The sequence below is a fragment of the Pseudidiomarina xizangensis genome (genome assembly GCF_052541995.1).
On the sequence record NZ_JBOBQA010000004.1, the window covers coordinates 50,187 to 67,002 of the forward strand.

Here is a 16,816-nt window from a genome sequence, read left to right on the forward strand (position 1 = left end):
ACATGGCAAAAGTTCTATTGATTACAGGCGCCTCCAGCGGCATTGGTAAAACGACTGCGCTAACTGCCGCGAAAGCTGGTTACAAGGTTATTTTAACCGCTCGACGCCAACAATTGCTCGATGAATTAGTTACCGAAATCGGCAACACGCAAGCCATTGGTGTTGCCGCTGATGCGAGTGATTATGACGCTTTGCAAGAAGTGGTTGAGAAAGGTGTTGAGAAGTTCGGACAGTTAGATGCGGTATTTGCTAACGCAGGTACCGGTGTCAGCACTGCCGGCACTGAAACTGGCGATCCGCAAGAGTGGAAGACAATGATAGATGTCAACATCAATGCGCTGCTCTACACGGCAAAATTGACGCTTCCCCATCTACACAAAAGTACAGGTCACTTCCTGATGACCGGTTCAGCTGCTGGGCGAAATACCATCAAAGGTTCCGTTTACGGTGCAACCAAGTGGTTTGTGCACGGCTTCGCCCAAAACTTAGCTGAAGAGATGAAAGAGTGGAATGGCCGCTGTACCACCATCGCCCCAGGTATTGTGAATACGCCGTTTTTTGATGAGCCCAAACCCGACAAGCTTGATCCGCAAGATGTTGCCGACGCGGTACTCTTCGCTATTGAAGCACACCCGCGCAACTGTGTCCGGGAAATTTATCTCATGCCTGGTTATAAAAACCTGGCTTAGGCTACTTGCTTGTCGTAATGGTCGAGCAGTAACGTTTGCGCTTGTAGCAGCGGTTGCTCGGCCGTAATAATGCTCTGTTGATGCTCTCCGAGTAAACGCATCATGACTTCGTTGTCCTCTTCACCGTTCCACATTTTGATATAGGTGCCTTGCTTGTAGCCACGTTGCTGGCGTAAGTTATTAAGTGCATTTTTACCGATATAAGTTAAATACACCGTATCGGCATCACCATAAGCCTCTACTAGCATAGTCAATAGTTTATCAAAAAATTGTTCACCGCAAACCAGCGGGCAATCTTTTGACCCGTCTGCGGCGAGCGCTGCGACAAGCTCTTTACCATCTTGCACACCGGCATTATTGGCGAAGCTCTTAAGCATTAACTGCGCCACATACTCTAACGCTGCCTCAGTAGTTTTACCCTTACGACAAGCATGTTCTACCGCATCAGAAATGGCAAAATGCAAAATGTCGATAAGCTCCATGTTTGCCTGGGCCCAGTCAGCGCTTTGCTTCTTCCACCACTTGTAGGCAGTATGCTCAAAGTACTCACCGAGCTCGACCAGAATGGCTTTTACATCATCGCGCTTAACCTTTGGAGCTTCTGGATAGTCAGCATCGATCACTTGATTGAAAGCAATTTGCATGGCCACCAATTGGCGGGCTTGAGCTGGCGTCATCTTGGATCCTTACTAAGGTTTGTGGTTGTTCACTAGTGTACTTGAACTGATAACGGCAAACTACCACAACTAGACGGGATTCAGCACCGGTAGATGTCCAGTTTTCACGTAAATAATAGTTTCTTGTTCGACGTAGGGACTATGTTTGCTGGCATGAGGGCTGCGCAACCAGGTTCCGGTAGGGTAGCGACCATATTCATCAATAAACTCACCGCTAAGTACCAGAATTTCTTCCCCAGCATAGTGTTTGTGCGGCTTAAAAACTTCACCTGCAGGCCATTTGACCAGTGCAGTATGTTCAGTCTCAAAACTATGGAGGGGCATCACTTGCAAGCCGCCCTGCCCCTGCAGCCACCGTGTGGTGGTTGTATCTAGTCGTACAACCTCTTGATCGGCTGGGGAAAATTGATGTAACTTGACGAACAAAGTGCAACCTTGCTTGCTAAACGGTGCATGGTTCGAACCGGGAGGATTACGCAAGTACGTTCCTGCCGGGTAATCCCCCGACTCATCAGAAAACACCCCATCGAGAACGACTATTTCTTCGCCTAACGGGTGTTGATGAGTAGCAAACTCCGAATTCGGCGCATAGCGCACAATACTAGTTGCGCGACCGCGTTCGGCCTCTTCCCGCTCCAGCAGCTTACGTTCTATACCTGCTGCTGGGCTGGGTTGCCAAGTTTCTTGAGCGGTGTGAACCACCGCTCGCTGCGAAAAATCCATATTTAACATGGAACAACTTTCTCCTTAATTAACTTAACTTGATGATTTCTGAATTTGAAGAGCACCTTAGCTATTGCCACCGCACCCAAAATCCATCACTAATTTTCAGCAATGGTTATCCCTGCAATTAGTATGAACTTTCAGCCATATTAAGCTTCAGTAGATGATCCAGCAGCGCAAAATAACGCTTCGACTCGCCCGGTGAGTGCGGTGCTGGTGCAGTCACTACGTATTTGCCGTTAACCACCAACGTCGGCACACTTGAGATATCAGCTTCCATCATATCTTGCAGTACGACGCGCAGCTTGTCCGTGATGCCACTGTCATCATAGGCTTGCTGGAAAGCCGCTAAGTCGACAGCATGCTCGGTTAAAAAGGCATTAATGTCTTCTTGTGTCGGCAAGCGATTGTGGTTTTCCCGTACCGTTTCATAGTAGCCAATAAGTTCATCATCGAGACGATGACCCATACCACGTAACGCATAAAATACACGCGCATCAAGTGCCCAACGCTCATTCGCCGGCGCAGCACGCTTGATTACTGTTACCGCTGAGTTTTCGAGTTCATAAGCAACAATCGTTGGGTTGAAGTGTTGGCAGTGCGGGCACCCCGGCCATAGAAATTCGATAATGAATCCGCCTACCGCCGGTACGGGTTCAAACGCCGCAACTTCAATTGCCTGGTCCAGCACACGGTAGTCTTTGCCTTCCACAAAAGTCGTTGGCGTATCTTGAGTTGGCGTGTTGCCGGCAAGTTCTGCCGCAACATCATTGCTTGCTTCAGTTGGCTGTGGCTCTTCGCTTGCCGGTTGGCAACCAACAATGAGCAACAACAGAAAAGTTAGAGCTAAATGGCGCATGAGGATTCCTTGTGATTGATCAGTCTGATTATTGTTAACTGAGTCCATTTCACCGCAGAATTAGACAAAAGTCACGCGACGCTGTAAATGCGATTCTAAACAAGCAATAATGGCGAACATTAACGAGCAAGGAGACCGGCATGTTTGCTTTATTTCTGCGCCGTGCGTTACTGCCCGGTTTCACCATCATCCTGCTCGCGGCCTGCGCGCCGCAAGAGCCAACCGAGACAACTGGACAAACGACACTGTATAACTGCGGGGCACTGCGTGTGACCACCGTACTTGATAGTAACACGCTCCAACTCAGCTTTGGCGACCAGAGTTTTAAACTAGAACCCATCAATAGTGCCTCTGGTGCGCGTTATGTAAGTGCTGACCATGGCGCAGAATTCTGGAGCAAAGGCAACGAAGCACAATTTTCTACAGATAAGCTGGCCTTGCCATTGTGCGTGCAGCAAGGCACCTTACCGCAACAATTTAGTGCGCGCGGTAACGAGCCTTTTTGGCTGCTTAACATTGACCCACAAACGGCTCGCTTACGAACTCCAGGTGACCAGAAACGTTTTACCAATGTAAGTCGTGCGACATTAAATGACGCACCACCCTACAGGTTTAAGCTCACGCTCGGCGCGGCACGTCACTTGCGCCTTGATGAAGACGTTTGCTATGACACCATGAGCGGGCAGAGCTTCCCTTATCAAGCTACCTTCTCTCAGCAAGAAGAAATATGGTCTGGCTGTGCTGGCGACCCGCAACGTTTGCTTACCGGAGTAAGCTGGAAAGATAGCCGTGCGACGGATTATGTCGCAACCCTGACGTTTTCACCAGATTCCAGAGTCAGTGGCTACGCCGGCTGTAACTTTTTCACCGGTAGTTATACCATCACCGGAGAAGGTATTAAATTCTCGCCGTTGGCCGTAACCAAGCGCATGTGCCAAGCGGACGCTATGGTCTACCAGAAACAATTGTTGCAACGCTTGACGCAAGTTTCTAACTTTAGAGTATTTGCCGATGGCACCTTGCACTTACAGTTGACCCATGGTGACTACTTACAGTTTTCAAACTATCCATTAGATTTACCAGCTAATTGAGGTTACCGAATGAAACTTTATGAAACTAAGACAGCGCCCAATCCACGTCGCGTACGCATGTTTCTCGCCGAGAAAGACCTGCTTGATCAGGTTGAGTACGTGGAGATTGACCTGCAGAAGGGCGAAAACCTAACCCCTGAATTCACAGCCAAGAATCCGATGAAAAAAGTGCCTGTGTTAGAGCTTGATGACGGCACCTGCATTGCCGAAACCATGGCGATTTGTCGCTATTTCGAACTTGCCCATCCAGATTCAGCGAAGTTGCTAGGTGATTCTCCATTAGAACAGGCTGAAATTGAACAATGGCTGCGCTGGCTCGATTACTACTTTTTCATTCCCTGTGGAATGGGCTTTCAACATACTAGTGGCTACTTCAAAGACCGTATGACGCCGGTTCCAGAATGGGGTGAACTCTGCATAACAGACGTGAAAAAATTTATGGCATTCCTAAATGACCATTTAGTGGGTAAAAGCTATATCTGCTGCGACCGGTTTACCGCAGCAGATATCACCGCTTTTGCCGTAGCTGCCTTCGCTCGGGTGGTAAAAATTCGCGTCGACGAAAGCTTGCCCCATTTATTCTCCTGGTATCAGCGCATTAGTGAACGGCCCTCAGCGGCAGTTTAATCGCTGCGGGTTGGCGCAGCATTAATATCCGTCAGGTACAGCAATCCGGCAGTTTCCGGAAGGTAGCGCAACGAAAATAAGATCCTTTGATGACAGGCTGGCTGGCGTGCAGCAACACGCGCCAGCTCGTCAGCACGGGCCGAGCGGGCGGCAAAGGGTTGTTTCGATGTCTGCACGAAAACTTCATTAATCAACACTACTTGGCAATTAATTCGCGCAAAGTAGGTCTCGCGTTGCTTATCGCTCAAAGCTTGTGTGCCCACACCATCTTGCAACCAGACCTGATAACCTAGCTGTTGCAGTTCGTTCAGCCAGACACCAAATTCATCGGCTGGCATGGTCGCGCTCATGAAAACACTAATCGCTAACGGCGTGCTACCCAGGCGCTGTTTCAGTTGGTGCAAGAACTCATGCAACTGTTGTCGTTCACTTGCTGCAGTAAAATAAGCATCACTTAACTCTAATGGCACATACCAGCCAAGGAAATTGTTCTGGTGCTGCGTGATCCAAGTCTGCCAAGGTGCTACGGCGCCATTGAGGGTGCGTAAGTAGGCGTCAAAGAATTGTTGCTGCGCCGCTTCGCCCGCCGCCATAGCGTTAAAGTAGTCCGGTTCAGTATGCAGGCCCAGCCATAACGGCATGTGCCGCTGCCAAATGGTGAGCGTCTCCGACAGCCAGGGGGTAGGTTGATTAAAGCGTTCATTGCCGTATTGCAGCCATTGCACCACACCAAACTCGATGTCGGTACGAGTAAGTTGCTGAAATAGATAGTTCCAGCCATAACCGCCTAGCTCAGCATCACGATTAAGTGGCTGATACATAACGCCGAGCGCAGGAGCGTTTTTATTTTCCTGCGCTTGCACGGTCATAAAACATGCGGTTAAGCATGCACCTAGAAGTAAAGTTCGAAGCGAACCAGTAGCGCGTTGTCGCCATCCTCGGCGTAATCGCTGGATACGACATGTTGCCATTCAACTCCAAGCTCCATTCGTAGATTGTAACTGTTGTAATCTGAACTCAGCCATTCCGACATCCACCCGACACCTAAACCCGCTCGGGAATCATCAGCATCGCCAAACGCCGCAAGGTCATGAGAAGTATCACCTTGTAAAAAGCCATACACCCGCATCGTTTGCAAGTGAGACTGGGTCAAAGCGAATACCGGTCCTGATTCAATTCTGCTGAAAAATGCCGATTGATCATCTTCTGGGAAATAAATGCCATCAACAAAAAAGGTACTGTACCAAACGCGTTCCAGCTGTGGCTCCCACCACTTACCTTCGCTCCAGGGACTAAGTAAATCAACGGAGCCGCGCAGGTAAGGTTTAATTTCATCATCACCGTCAAACTGTGCACGTAGTCCTACACCAAGCACGGCATTCAATTTTTTGGTCGGCTTCCAAGTTAGTCCAACATCAAGCTCTTGGGTCTCAAAAAAGTCACTCTCCCCACCCTGTAGTAAGCTGACTTGTGCACCCAGCCCCCCCATCGAAGCTTGCGCGTCGGAAAATTCATAGGCAGCCTGCAACTGCATGAAGTAATCTGCCTGCGCATCAACACTTTGCCCCGCACTCGCACGACTACTATCGCCAGCCCAACCCGCAATAGTGAATGCCCACTGACTGTCCACTTCACGGTGTAACCGCTGTGCCTTTAGCAACTGCAGCTCGTCAACCTCTGGATCTTCGAGCATTTTATCAATCGCAGCTTTCGCATAATGCGCGGTTTTCTCGTTGTTGCCGGCAAAGTTAAAGGCAAACGCGGCTTGATGCAGATGTTTAACCTGCGAGTTTTCTTCGTTGCCTTGCAATGCAATGTCAAAGTAACTTGCTGACTCTACGGGATCACGCTCATAGATAGTAAAAGCTAATTCAGCCTGAAAATGTCGGTTATCTGGATAGGAAGCGACGGCATCACGATAAAGTGCTTCCAGCGCTGCCAGATCATCTCGCTTACGATAAATGTGTGCCCGTTCCTCAACCAGTAATGGCGAATCAAACCGCTCATCAGCTCGCTCTAGCAGCAACAACGTCTTATCATCGTTTTCTTGTGCTTGCGCTATATCAACACCCAACAGCCACCAATCAAGCTCCTGCTCTTGTCTCGCTGCTTGCCAGGCAGTTTCCGCACCTTGAATATCTCCATCAGCAAAGGTTAAACGGGCGATCGCCAGTTCATCGGAAGAGACACGTTGAGCGGGCGGGATACGTTGTAAGTAAATCACTGCCGATTGATGATCTCCAACCCGCTGCGCCAGTGCCGCCAGAGAGCGCAAATCGCCCGCCGACGGCGCTTCACCAATCGCCATTTGCAAGGCTTGGTATGCCGCTTCTGGATCGCGATCAATGAGACATTCCGCACGCGTCCGAATACCTCGCTCTTGTTTAATCTCAGCCAAGGTTGCCAACGCCGCGTCGCAGTTGCCCTGTAAACGCCACAGTTCGGCAACATCAACGGGATCCGCATTGTTCTCAGCCAGCAGGCGAATGCGGTCAGCATCTATTTGGTCGGGCTTGCCATATAAAATATTAATGTAACGTGATAATAAAACTTTACCCGGCGCACTACCTAAATTGATTTGTTTAAATCCGTCTTGCAACAACGCTAAGGTCGCGTCGGTTTCACCACGTTCCCACATTAAGTAGGTAGCTTTTTCCAGCGCAGCGGGATCGCGATAATTGTCCCAAACACGTCGCCAAGTAGCTTCAGCATTTGTGACATCACCAAGATTTTCGTAAGCCATCGCCAGGTAAGTCAATGCGGCTTCATCTTGTGCTGTGGTCGCCAGCAGCTGAACTTGTTGCTGCCATGCTTGTTCCACATGGTAATAGTTCATTAGTAATCGTTGCCGTTGCCGCTGCAATCCGCTGTTGGCAAACTGCGCACGCTGCACTGCCTGATACTGACCTAAACGTTCGGCCAAGGTCAGCCAAACCACTGGATTCTCATTTACCGAACAGTTAACAAACAGTTGCTGTGCAGCGGCAGATTTGTCCATTTTAATCAGTAACTCAACCTGCTCCAAACAGCTGGTCTGGGCTGCATCAGCAAGTGCCATTGCGGCTTCCAACTGGCCGTCATTCTGTAGCAAAAAGTAGTATTGCTTTGCGTCGGCGCTTGAGAGTGCGTCTCGCGCCTGCAACCAAGCGAAATACTTCATCGCACTGGTCGCATCGTCACGCCCGAGTGCTTGATACGCTAATTCTCGAATCACACCGCCAGCAGCTTTTGGATAACGCTGTGCCAGCGCAAACGCGCCAGCTTCATCATTTGCCTCGACCAACACGTAACCAAATTCCGCTATTTCCCCAGGTGCGAGTTCAACCCGTTTACCATACTGTGCGAAATGATGCGCAGCGGCACTGAATTGGCCAACATCAGCGGCTGTGCGGGCGGCTATCAAGTGCAGTTGTTCGGTCCACAATGAGCTTGGCAAGGCATTGAGCCACGCCCAGGCGCTTGCTTTCGAGTCCCTCTGTTGTAACTGATACAGCCCCTGCTGAATCAACTCCAGCTGTTGTTCTGGGGTTAATCCTGTGAGGAATGTTTCCATATCTCCTGCGTTTGGCACGGCCGCTGCCATTTGTGTGCGTAATAAACGTTGATTCAGTGCAATCCGCCGCTCCATAGGAACTTCAGCAAGATAGACTTGCGCACGTACAATGTCATTGCTCAACATCGCCAACTCGAAAGCATATTCGTAGAAGGCTGTATGCTCCGGAGCAATTGCAATGGCACGGTCCAGTTCAGCAAGTGCCGCTTGGTAGTTTTCATCTTGTTGCAGTCGATACGCTTTATCAACGTAAGGATAGGTCCGAAACTCCTGATAATCAGACAAGCCAACAAAGATCGAGTCGCCTAACGCTTGCGGCGCCAATGCCGATAAAGCTGCCAGTAAGCCTAAAACACGCATGTGATTCCCGGTTGACCAGCAACCGCCTCAGCTAGTAGTTCTTTCATTTCGATTTGATGACGTTGTTGATACGCCAAAGCATCATCACGTTGATGTTCCGAGATAATTCCCTCTTGCACAAGGTAGTCCCCAAGTCGTATGTCACGTTGCCGTGCGTAGGCCATCATGACCTGTGTCATGACCGCGGAATCAATCGCTCGTGACTGCACCAGGGCACTGCCAAAGGGTAGCTGTCGGATAAAATAGGCGTCGCGTAATAAGCGGATATCTTTTGCAGACAAGGTACCTTTTGCTGTGGCTTGGTTTAAAAACTCCCGCGGGTCAGCTTCCTTATCGTTCATATACCAGTACCGTAGGCCCAGGGTGACTGCCCCCTGAGTCGTAACACAGCCACGTATGGGGCGTTTCAACTTACGACTGATTGCGGCTTCGGCGACAGGACTCAAGCCATACTCACGGCCGACAATTAGCGTTTTGCCTTCTTCCGCTAGCGGAATGATAGAATATCGAAAAGCAATTTCAGCGGGAAGCTGGTCGATCAATTGCTGCTCCAGTTCGAATGGGTCAGACGCCTGAAAAGCGCTATATTCCTGTGTTGCTATGGCCTCACTAAGGTCATCGAGACCGACAAAGCCGGCGGTAACAAGATAGACCCCAAGACGAATACCAGCAGGGCGCTCAAGTAACGCCCGCTCGAGTTCAGCTTCAGACAGTTTACCGTTACCAATAAGAATCGACCCAAGTGGTTGCTTGCGGGGCGGCGCAACCACAGGAAATACATGCGAGGTTTTATCCCACGCGACTTTGCGTGGGTCACCATGTTGCACAACTTGCTTGATAGCTCGCAAACTTGCAGTAAAGTTTATCAGCGTGCCCCAGAAGATTCGTGCAATAGACATGAAACCCTGGAACCATCCGTAATACTGCTTGGCAAAATAAAAACGCTGGAACAAGCGATTTATCAGGAAAAACAGGTTTGCATAAAGCAGAAAGATAATTGTTGGATGGTCTTCGAACAGTGATAACACCCGGTAGGTGCTGGGAACATATTGTTCGATCACCCAAATAATCAATAACTGAATAAACAGTGCCATTGCTAAGAAACTAACAATATTGGCTAAGGCACCGCGACGATCGCGCCATAAAAAATAATTAATACGCCAATTTTTTGTCCACTTCAGCTTTCGTGAGCCTTGGAAAATAATGCCAATGATCCAACGCGTTTTTTGCCGCACTGAGGTCCTGAACGTGGTTGGAAAATACTCCCTCACACAGACCACATTACCGTGTCGTTCACTTACGCCGGCTTGCTTCTCGCGCAGTTGCGCCTGTTCAAGCTTCACTGGATAACGTACAAAAATTTCTTCCATACCCCAGCTTTTCAGGCGAAACCCAATATCATAATCTTCAGTTAAGGACCGCACATCAAAGGGTAATCCGTCGCCCTCTTTCAATAACTGCAAGATAGCCCTGCGACTGAAACAAGTGCCCACTCCAGCGCTCGGGACTTGCCCAGCGAGCGACTCGCGCACTACAATATCTTTACCGTGTAGTTCAGCGAATTCATCTAAATAATGAGCCGCAGTAAAGTCATGCCATTTTTGCGGGAACGGATAGACCGGCAACTGAATCATGTCTTTCCGCGCGATCAGGTAATTGAATAAGCGTAACTCCATACTTGAAATCACATCTTCTGCGTCATGCAGGATATAGCCCGAAAATTCAATTTTGGTCTTTTTCTCAAATTCAATAATTGACGCAATAATGTTGTTCAAACAGTCGGCTTTGCTGGTGGGCCCAGGCTCTGCACAGATAACTTTGTGCACATTGGGATAGTGCTCAACTACATGATCGACTTCAGCTTGAGTTTCCGGATCATTGGGATAGGTACCAATGAAGATTTGGTAGTTCTCATAATCCAGTGATGCCGCGGCATTGGCAGCCATCTTATCCACCACACCGACCTCGTGCCAGGCGGGTACCATGATGGCAAGGGGTTTCTCCGGCTCGGCGAGTAGCTTGTCTGGATCGGAATAGTCATACTTACGATAAACAGTCAGTTTACGATAAAGGTTACGTATCCAATAATAGAAATCGATGAATAAGTCGTCTAAACCAAAGACGAACAAAATCACCATCACTGCTATAGCTAACCATTTGAGCCCATAGAGGTAAAACACAAAGATATCGAACCAAGACATAAGCAGTGCTCCCGAACACGACGGCAAAGGTCGTCACGAATCATGACAACAAATTCCAGCCTCACATTCGCCTTCAGAATTAACGATGTAAAGTTTTTGCAACCTAACTGTTCAACTAGTTGATTGTTCGAAATCTGTCAAATCGTCTGATTTATGGCTTGATTTTAGACCATAGTAAAAATTAAGCTATCTGCCAATTGAAATAGCCAACAGATAGCTCTATAACATTTCTATTATTTAGCGGTTTTTTTGAATAAGGTCGTTAACAAGCGTCGTCACTACCGTTGAATACAGTTGAGAGAACTAGAAGTTTACTTGAGGAAGTCTTTCAAAACCTGGTCTTGCGAAATAATAGCCCTGCATAAAGCGCACTCCTAGCTTAGCTAAAGTATCCAATTCCGCTTTCGTTTCAATTCCTTCGGCCAAAACCCGAGTGCCTTGCAGCTCACACTGTTCAATAACTTTTTTGATTTCTTGTTGCATTTGCGGCGACTGATCCACATCAGTGATCATACTACGATCAAGTTTAAGAATATGGGGGCGCAGCTCAACGAGCCAACTATGGCTTGCATAGCCAGCACCATAATCATCAATCGCGGTCTGAAAACCACGGGCGGCGTAACTGCTAAAAATTCGTTGTAAATGCGATTTACTAACGATTTCCTCACCTTCCGTCACCTCAAAAACCAGCTTGGTGAGATCAAAGCCATACATGTCAGCAGCCTCTATGGTCGCCTTTATACATGTTTCCGGGCTATAGACCGCATTGGGTAGGAAATTAATGTGCAACAAGGTGTCACAACCCAAGCGAGCTGCGGTTTCAATAGCTTTTACGCGACAGGCTTGGTCAAAATAATAGCGATTTTCATGGTTTATACGCTCAAAAACCCATCCCGCACCTTGATCTTCAGTACCTCGGACAAGGGCCTCGTAACCACATATTTGTTTTTTCTTCCAGTCGATAATCGGCTGAAAAGCCATCGTTATTTCAAAACCTAAATCTTTCCCTGAAAGGCAATCTTGACACGTTTGTTGACGTATGGATGCTGGTATTGTCATAAATCTCGCTTATTTTTTTAAAAATCGATCAGCAGCCAACCGAGACTTCCAACGGCTATTGTTAACCAAAGAATAATGGCTAACAGCAATGGCTTAAACCCCGCTGCTCGAATTCGCTTTAAGGTTAAGCTTAGCCCAATTAGGAACAAACAAAAAACTAAAATTTGCTTTCCGATCGCAAAGGCTACGGTAAATACCTCGTTCCCACTGGGGAGATAACTGGCTATCGCAGCGGTGGCAACAAAGCCTCCTATGAACCAAGGCAACGCCAATTTGGTGTGCCCTTGCTGTCGTTGGGAACGGGCGTACACCCAGGCCGAGAGCAGTGCGACCGGGATGATCCACAACGCACGGGCCAACTTTGCTGTCGTAGCGACAACTAAAGCTTCGTCGCCATAAGCTTCCGCGGCGCCCACCACGGATGAGGTGTCATGAATCGCAACGGCAGACCAGAGACCAAAAGTGACTTGATCAAGTTCTAACACGCGTCCAATCACTGGGAACAAAATTAAAGCTATAGAATTGAGAATAAACACCACCGCCAAGGCGAGTGCCATTTGATCGCTACGAGCTCGAATAGCTGGCCCCACGGCAGCTATCGCGCTGCCCCCGCAAATAGCGGTACCAGAGCCAATCAAGTGTGCTGTGGTGGTTTCAACTCCTAACCATTTACCCAGCAAGAGCCCCAGCCCCAGCGTTACTACTATGGATACGAAGATAAGCCCTATGGCATCGCCGGTAATCGCTAGTGCGGTTTCGAGCTGCACGCCAAAGCCTAATAACACAATGGCAACTGCCAGCAAACGCTTCGCCAGCTGGGCAGGGTTAACGTGCTGTGGCACTAAACCAAATCCAGCTAACACAAAGCCAAGAACCAGGGCTAACGGTGACGAAATAAATCCCGTTAAGGCTAAACCACCGACCACCGCAAAAGCTAAATAGGCAAGCATAATTAAAACTAAAGTTGGTTAATCGGCAACTTCAGATACACCTTACCCTGCTCGTCCGCCGGCGGCATTTCACCAGCACGGATATTCACTTGAATCGACGGCAGGATCAGGCGCGGCATTTCCAGCGTCGCATCACGCTCTTCACGCAGTTTTACAAACTCAGCTTCACTGACATCGTCATGTACATGTTTACTGCGCTTACGCTGGTCCGCCACAGTTGTGCGGCATTCATGTGAGCGCCCCTGAGGTGGGTAATCATGACAAATATAGATCTCGGTCGCATCAGGTAACGCTAATAGTTTTTTGATAGAGCGATAGAGAGTGCCGGCACTCCCGCCGGGGAAATCACAACGCGCAGTTCCCACGTCTGGCATAAATAAGGTATCGCCAACAAAAGCCATTTCTTCATTAATTATGTAAGCAATGTCGGCCGGCGTGTGTCCCGGCGTGTGCAGCACTCGAAATTGCATACTGCCAACAGTAAACGTTTCATTATCGGTAAATAACTTGTCGAACTGCGTACCGTTCGGTAAAAATTCTTTCTCTAAGTCAAAGACGTCCTTAAAAATCTTTTGTACGTCACGAATATGCTCGCCAATCGCAATTTTTCCGCCCACTGAATTTTTAATAAAAGGCGCTGCCGAAAGATGATCCGCATGAGCGTGAGTCTCTAAAATCCACTCGAGTTGCAGATCGTTAGCGCGCACATAGTCCACCAGGCGCTGTGCGCCTTTGGTGTGAGTTCGTCCAGATTTGTAATCAAAGTCGAGTACCGGGTCGATAATCACGGCTTTGTTACTGTCCGGGTCGCGAACCACGTAGCTATAGGTTTCACTATCATTATCTAAAAAGGCTTCAACATGCGGGCTCGGTGCTTGACTCATTACGACTTACTCCTTCTTGCATTAGCTCTAGCTAAAGTACTTCATTATGGCAAAGGTTTAAACTGGATTACCTGCCAAAGTGCGTATAATATTGCGCCTTTCGAACAAAAACTATTGAGAGTCTACTATGGGTCGCGCCTTTCAAAACCGCAAGGAGTCGATCGCGAAAACAGCGGCGGCTAAAAGTAAAGTTTACAGTAAGTACGGACGAGAAATTTACGTCGTTGCCAAGCAAGGTGGGGTTGAGCCTGACGCTAACCTGCAATTACGTGGTCTGATTGATCGGGCAAAAAAAGACCAAGTGCCGGCACACGTTATTGAGAAAGCCATTGAAAAAGCCAAAGGTGGCGCCGGTGAAGATTATGCACCCGCCGTTTACGAGGGCTTTGGCCCCGGCAACTGCATGATCATGGTAGAATGTTTAACCGATAACCCCGCCCGTACTTTCGGTGAAGTTCGCAACTGCTTTACCAAAACCAAATCCAAAATCGGTGCCCCAGGCAGTGTCTCGCATATGTTTGACCACTGCATGATTCTCGCGTTTACAGGCACCGACGAAGATGCCGTATTAGAAGCATTAATGATGGCCGACGTAGATGTAACGGATATCGAAGCAGAACACGGCAAGATCACGGTTTTTGCACCTCACACTGAATGGCACAAGGCGAAAGCCGCGCTCCAGCAAAGCTTCCCCGAAATTGAGTTCGATGTCGATGAAGTTCAATACCTTCCGCAAGTGATGACCTCCATCGATGGCGACGACGTCGCCATGATGGAGAAATTTCTAGAAATGCTCGACGATTGCGACGATGTTCAAAACGTTTATCATAACTGTAGCCCGTAATTCTACTACGGGTTAAACCAGTCAATTGTCGCCCAAGAGATTTAGAATAAACGCATATTCTTCGGCGGTTTCTTTAAGGCGTGCAAAACGCCCTGAAGCGCCGCCATGCCCAGCTTCCATATTGGTTTTAAACATCAGCGGATTATCATCGAGTTTAAGATATCGCAATTTAGCGACCCATTTCGCCGGTTCAAAATACTGTACTTGTGAATCATGCAGCCCAGTCGTTACCAACATCGCTGGGTAGGCTTGTTTCGTCACCTGATCGTAAGGTGAATACGAAAGCATATAGTCGTAGTACCGTTCCTCTTGCGGATTACCCCACTCGTCAAACTCGTTGGTGGTGAGTGGAATCGTCTCATCCAGCATAGTGGTCACCACATCAACGAACGGCACATGAGCAACCAGTCCGCGATACTTCGCTGGTGCCAAATTGGCAACGACGCCCATCAGCAAGCCACCAGCACTACCACCCATACCGAAAACTTTACCCGGATGCGCATACTCAGCCGCAACTAAATATTCGGTTACGTCGATGTAGTCAGTGAAGGTGTTTTTTTTGTTTTCGAGCTTACCGTCCTCGTACCATTCCCGCCCCATTTCCTGGCCTCCTCGAATGTGCGCGATGGCATATACAAAACCGCGGTCAAGCAACGAAAATACCGCTTGTCGGAACCATGGCTCAGATGTTGAGCCGTAAGAGCCATAAGCATACTGATAGAGTGGTGCACTACCGTCTTGCTTAAAATCTTTGGCGTAAACCAATGACACCGGGATTTTAGTACCGTCATCAGCAGTTGCCCAAGTGCGTTCAGTGGCATACTTTGAACCATCATAGTTGGGCACTTCTGTGGCCTTGAGAACCTCGCGTTCACGCGTTTCCATGTTGTAAGCGTAAGTTACTGTTGGCGTCACTAGCGAGGTGTAGTTATACCGCACAATAGCGGTATCTTGCTCGACATTAGTTTCAAAGGTCATCACATAAGTCGGTTCGTCGGCACCAATCACATGACTCTCGCTGGGCTCATTCCATGGCACGATACGAACCTGACGCAAACCATTGTGGCGCTCGTTCAAGGCCAGATGATCAGTGAAGACACTCATGCCATGAATGAATACCTGCTCGTCATGTGCAACCAGTGGCTGCCAGTTGGCCTTATCACCCAATCTCTCAGTCGATACCTGCATCACCTGGAAGTTCGGTGCGTTGTAGTCGGTGAGAATGATCCAACGCCCATTAATGTGGTCAGCCGAGTACTGCAAATGCCGTTCACGCGGCGCTATGACCTGAAATTCGCCATTAGGAGTTTCTGCGTCGAGTACATGAACTTCGTTAGCAACTGTCGACCGCAGACTGATAACTACATACTCGTTGTCTTTGCTGTTCTCGACCCACATGTAAAAACTTTTGTCTTGTTCTTCATAGACAACTTGCGCGGTTGCCGCCGGCTCACTCAAGCGGTATTTCAATACCCGCTTCGACAGTAGTGTTTGCGGATCATTTTCAACCAGGAACAGCGTTTCATTGTCTTGCGCCCATGCAATTGCTGACGATATGCCCTTCAGCCCAGTAGCCTTTGCCGTGCCCGTGGTAAGATCTTTGATGTACAACTCATATTGCCGACGACCCTTGTCATCCACAACGTAAGCTAATTTAGTTTGATCGGGACTAATTTGCAGATTAGAAACCTGCATGAAAGGTTTACCTTCAGCCAGTACGTTGACGTCTAACAGTACCTGTTCTTGCTCGCTGTCGACGTGCCTCCGGGTGTAGATGGGATATTCTTTACCTGCTTCATATTCAGTTTGGTACAGGTAATCTCCGCGTTGGTAGGGCACACTTTCATCATCTTGTTTCACACGAGCCAAAATCTCAGCTTCAAGCTCGTCAGTAAGTTGTTGATAATCATCGCGGTAGCGATCGTAGTAGGTGTTTTCTGCGTTTAAATACGCTATAACTTCAGTGTCCTTGCGTTCGTCATCACGTAACCAGTAGTAGTAATCGACGCGCTCACCGTGAGGCGAAACCACAGTGTAAGGTTCTCGCTTGGCAGCTGGAGCTTGGCGTTCTTTGGTTTCCGATGGTGTCGACTGCGGCTGACACGCCGTCAGCATAAACAAAGCGGCTACGGAGAGGACGCTTTTGAAGTGTAAGCGATTTATTAACATGAGCTATCCTTTTATAAGTAGGTTAATACGACTTTTAGGCATTTTTACTACCCAGTCAAGCGTATACAGATTGAATTAACAATTTAGTAACCTACAGACTAGTCAACTTATATGGCTGCATTTCGTCGCT

The 16,816-nt window shown here is 48.5% G+C and carries 14 protein-coding genes; 4 read left to right on the forward strand and 10 right to left on the reverse strand.

Annotated elements, in window-relative coordinates; genetic code table 11:
• Window positions 1–2: 2 nt before the first annotated feature.
• Window positions 3–689: an SDR family oxidoreductase gene (locus tag ACQ5ES_RS09675; protein ID WP_445016286.1), complete on the forward strand. Its 687-nt coding sequence runs from the start codon at window positions 3–5 to the stop codon at window positions 687–689.
• On the opposite strand, the gene ACQ5ES_RS09680 is transcribed toward ACQ5ES_RS09675, so the two are convergent.
• From ACQ5ES_RS09680 to ACQ5ES_RS09690, 3 genes are all read right to left on the reverse strand, one after another.
• Complete coding sequence (locus ACQ5ES_RS09680) at window positions 686–1,366, reverse strand: dUTP diphosphatase (protein WP_445016288.1); 681 nt, start codon at window positions 1,364–1,366, stop codon at window positions 686–688. The genes ACQ5ES_RS09675 and ACQ5ES_RS09680 overlap by 4 nt on opposite strands.
• Before the next feature lie 69 nt (window positions 1,367–1,435).
• The gene (locus ACQ5ES_RS09685) at window positions 1,436–2,098 is read right to left on the reverse strand and encodes a cupin domain-containing protein (RefSeq protein ID WP_445016290.1); all 663 of its coding nucleotides are present in this window, start codon (window positions 2,096–2,098) and stop codon (window positions 1,436–1,438) included.
• A 118-nt stretch (window positions 2,099–2,216) separates the two neighbouring features.
• Window positions 2,217–2,948 carry a thioredoxin domain-containing protein gene (locus ACQ5ES_RS09690; protein ID WP_445016292.1) on the reverse strand — a complete coding sequence of 244 codons (732 nt, stop codon included), beginning with the start codon at window positions 2,946–2,948 and terminating at the stop codon, window positions 2,217–2,219.
• 140 nt (window positions 2,949–3,088) lie between these two features.
• On the opposite strand from ACQ5ES_RS09690, the gene ACQ5ES_RS09695 reads away from it, so the two are divergent.
• On the forward strand, window positions 3,089–4,039 hold the full coding sequence (locus ACQ5ES_RS09695) for an META domain-containing protein (RefSeq protein WP_445016294.1): 951 nt from the start codon (window positions 3,089–3,091) through the stop codon (window positions 4,037–4,039).
• Between the two features lie 9 nt (window positions 4,040–4,048).
• Window positions 4,049–4,666, forward strand: coding sequence for a glutathione S-transferase family protein (locus tag ACQ5ES_RS09700; RefSeq protein ID WP_445016296.1), 618 nt, complete (start codon window positions 4,049–4,051; stop codon window positions 4,664–4,666).
• Here ACQ5ES_RS09700 and ACQ5ES_RS09705 read toward each other — a convergent pair.
• The 6 genes from ACQ5ES_RS09705 to ACQ5ES_RS09730 form a co-directional block, all read right to left on the reverse strand.
• Window positions 4,663–5,535, reverse strand: coding sequence for a DUF4434 domain-containing protein (locus ACQ5ES_RS09705; protein ID WP_445016298.1), 873 nt, complete (start codon window positions 5,533–5,535; stop codon window positions 4,663–4,665). The two genes, ACQ5ES_RS09700 and ACQ5ES_RS09705, sit on opposite strands and share 4 nt — an antisense overlap.
• A 23-nt stretch (window positions 5,536–5,558) precedes the next feature.
• Window positions 5,559–8,579 (reverse strand): NfrA family protein, encoded by a 3,021-nt coding sequence (locus tag ACQ5ES_RS09710; RefSeq protein ID WP_445016300.1) that lies wholly within the window; start codon window positions 8,577–8,579, stop codon window positions 5,559–5,561.
• Window positions 8,567–10,780 (reverse strand): glycosyl transferase family protein, encoded by a 2,214-nt coding sequence (locus ACQ5ES_RS09715; protein ID WP_445016302.1) that lies wholly within the window; start codon window positions 10,778–10,780, stop codon window positions 8,567–8,569. Before ACQ5ES_RS09715 ends, ACQ5ES_RS09710 begins: the two co-directional genes overlap by 13 nt.
• Window positions 10,781–11,083: 303 nt before the next feature.
• Complete coding sequence (locus ACQ5ES_RS09720) at window positions 11,084–11,839, reverse strand: EAL domain-containing protein (RefSeq protein ID WP_445016304.1); 756 nt, start codon at window positions 11,837–11,839, stop codon at window positions 11,084–11,086.
• A 17-nt stretch (window positions 11,840–11,856) separates the two neighbouring features.
• On the reverse strand, window positions 11,857–12,789 hold the full coding sequence (locus ACQ5ES_RS09725) for a YeiH family protein (RefSeq protein WP_445016306.1): 933 nt from the start codon (window positions 12,787–12,789) through the stop codon (window positions 11,857–11,859).
• Window positions 12,790–12,797: 8 nt separating this feature from the next.
• Complete coding sequence (locus ACQ5ES_RS09730; RefSeq protein ID WP_445016308.1) at window positions 12,798–13,673, reverse strand: MBL fold metallo-hydrolase; 876 nt, start codon at window positions 13,671–13,673, stop codon at window positions 12,798–12,800.
• 127 nt (window positions 13,674–13,800) lie between these two features.
• Here ACQ5ES_RS09730 and ACQ5ES_RS09735 point away from each other — a divergent pair, with 127 nt between their 5' ends.
• On the forward strand, window positions 13,801–14,517 hold the full coding sequence (locus ACQ5ES_RS09735) for a YebC/PmpR family DNA-binding transcriptional regulator (protein ID WP_445016310.1): 717 nt from the start codon (window positions 13,801–13,803) through the stop codon (window positions 14,515–14,517).
• Between the two features lie 21 nt (window positions 14,518–14,538).
• Here the strand turns inward: ACQ5ES_RS09735 and ACQ5ES_RS09740 are convergent, their stop codons facing one another.
• Complete coding sequence (locus ACQ5ES_RS09740) at window positions 14,539–16,686, reverse strand: S9 family peptidase (RefSeq protein ID WP_445016312.1); 2,148 nt, start codon at window positions 16,684–16,686, stop codon at window positions 14,539–14,541.
• Between the last annotated feature and the right edge of the window lie 130 nt (window positions 16,687–16,816).

What these genes read in the sequence shown, in the direction of transcription:
- ACQ5ES_RS09675 (WP_445016286.1), top strand. Translation starts at nt 3, where the DNA reads ATGGCAAAAGTTCTATTGATTACAGGCGCCTCCAGCGGCATTGGTAAA.
- ACQ5ES_RS09680 (WP_445016288.1), bottom strand. Translation starts at nt 1,366, where the DNA reads ATGACGCCAGCTCAAGCCCGCCAATTGGTGGCCATGCAAATTGCTTTC.
- ACQ5ES_RS09685 (WP_445016290.1), bottom strand. Translation starts at nt 2,098, where the DNA reads ATGTTAAATATGGATTTTTCGCAGCGAGCGGTGGTTCACACCGCTCAA.
- ACQ5ES_RS09690 (WP_445016292.1), bottom strand. Translation starts at nt 2,948, where the DNA reads ATGCGCCATTTAGCTCTAACTTTTCTGTTGTTGCTCATTGTTGGTTGC.
- ACQ5ES_RS09695 (WP_445016294.1), top strand. Translation starts at nt 3,089, where the DNA reads ATGTTTGCTTTATTTCTGCGCCGTGCGTTACTGCCCGGTTTCACCATC.
- ACQ5ES_RS09700 (WP_445016296.1), top strand. Translation starts at nt 4,049, where the DNA reads ATGAAACTTTATGAAACTAAGACAGCGCCCAATCCACGTCGCGTACGC.
- ACQ5ES_RS09705 (WP_445016298.1), bottom strand. Translation starts at nt 5,535, where the DNA reads ATGACCGTGCAAGCGCAGGAAAATAAAAACGCTCCTGCGCTCGGCGTT.
- ACQ5ES_RS09710 (WP_445016300.1), bottom strand. Translation starts at nt 8,579, where the DNA reads ATGCGTGTTTTAGGCTTACTGGCAGCTTTATCGGCATTGGCGCCGCAA.
- ACQ5ES_RS09715 (WP_445016302.1), bottom strand. Translation starts at nt 10,780, where the DNA reads ATGTCTTGGTTCGATATCTTTGTGTTTTACCTCTATGGGCTCAAATGG.
- ACQ5ES_RS09720 (WP_445016304.1), bottom strand. Translation starts at nt 11,839, where the DNA reads ATGACAATACCAGCATCCATACGTCAACAAACGTGTCAAGATTGCCTT.
- ACQ5ES_RS09725 (WP_445016306.1), bottom strand. Translation starts at nt 12,789, where the DNA reads ATGCTTGCCTATTTAGCTTTTGCGGTGGTCGGTGGTTTAGCCTTAACG.
- ACQ5ES_RS09730 (WP_445016308.1), bottom strand. Translation starts at nt 13,673, where the DNA reads ATGAGTCAAGCACCGAGCCCGCATGTTGAAGCCTTTTTAGATAATGAT.
- ACQ5ES_RS09735 (WP_445016310.1), top strand. Translation starts at nt 13,801, where the DNA reads ATGGGTCGCGCCTTTCAAAACCGCAAGGAGTCGATCGCGAAAACAGCG.
- ACQ5ES_RS09740 (WP_445016312.1), bottom strand. Translation starts at nt 16,686, where the DNA reads ATGTTAATAAATCGCTTACACTTCAAAAGCGTCCTCTCCGTAGCCGCT.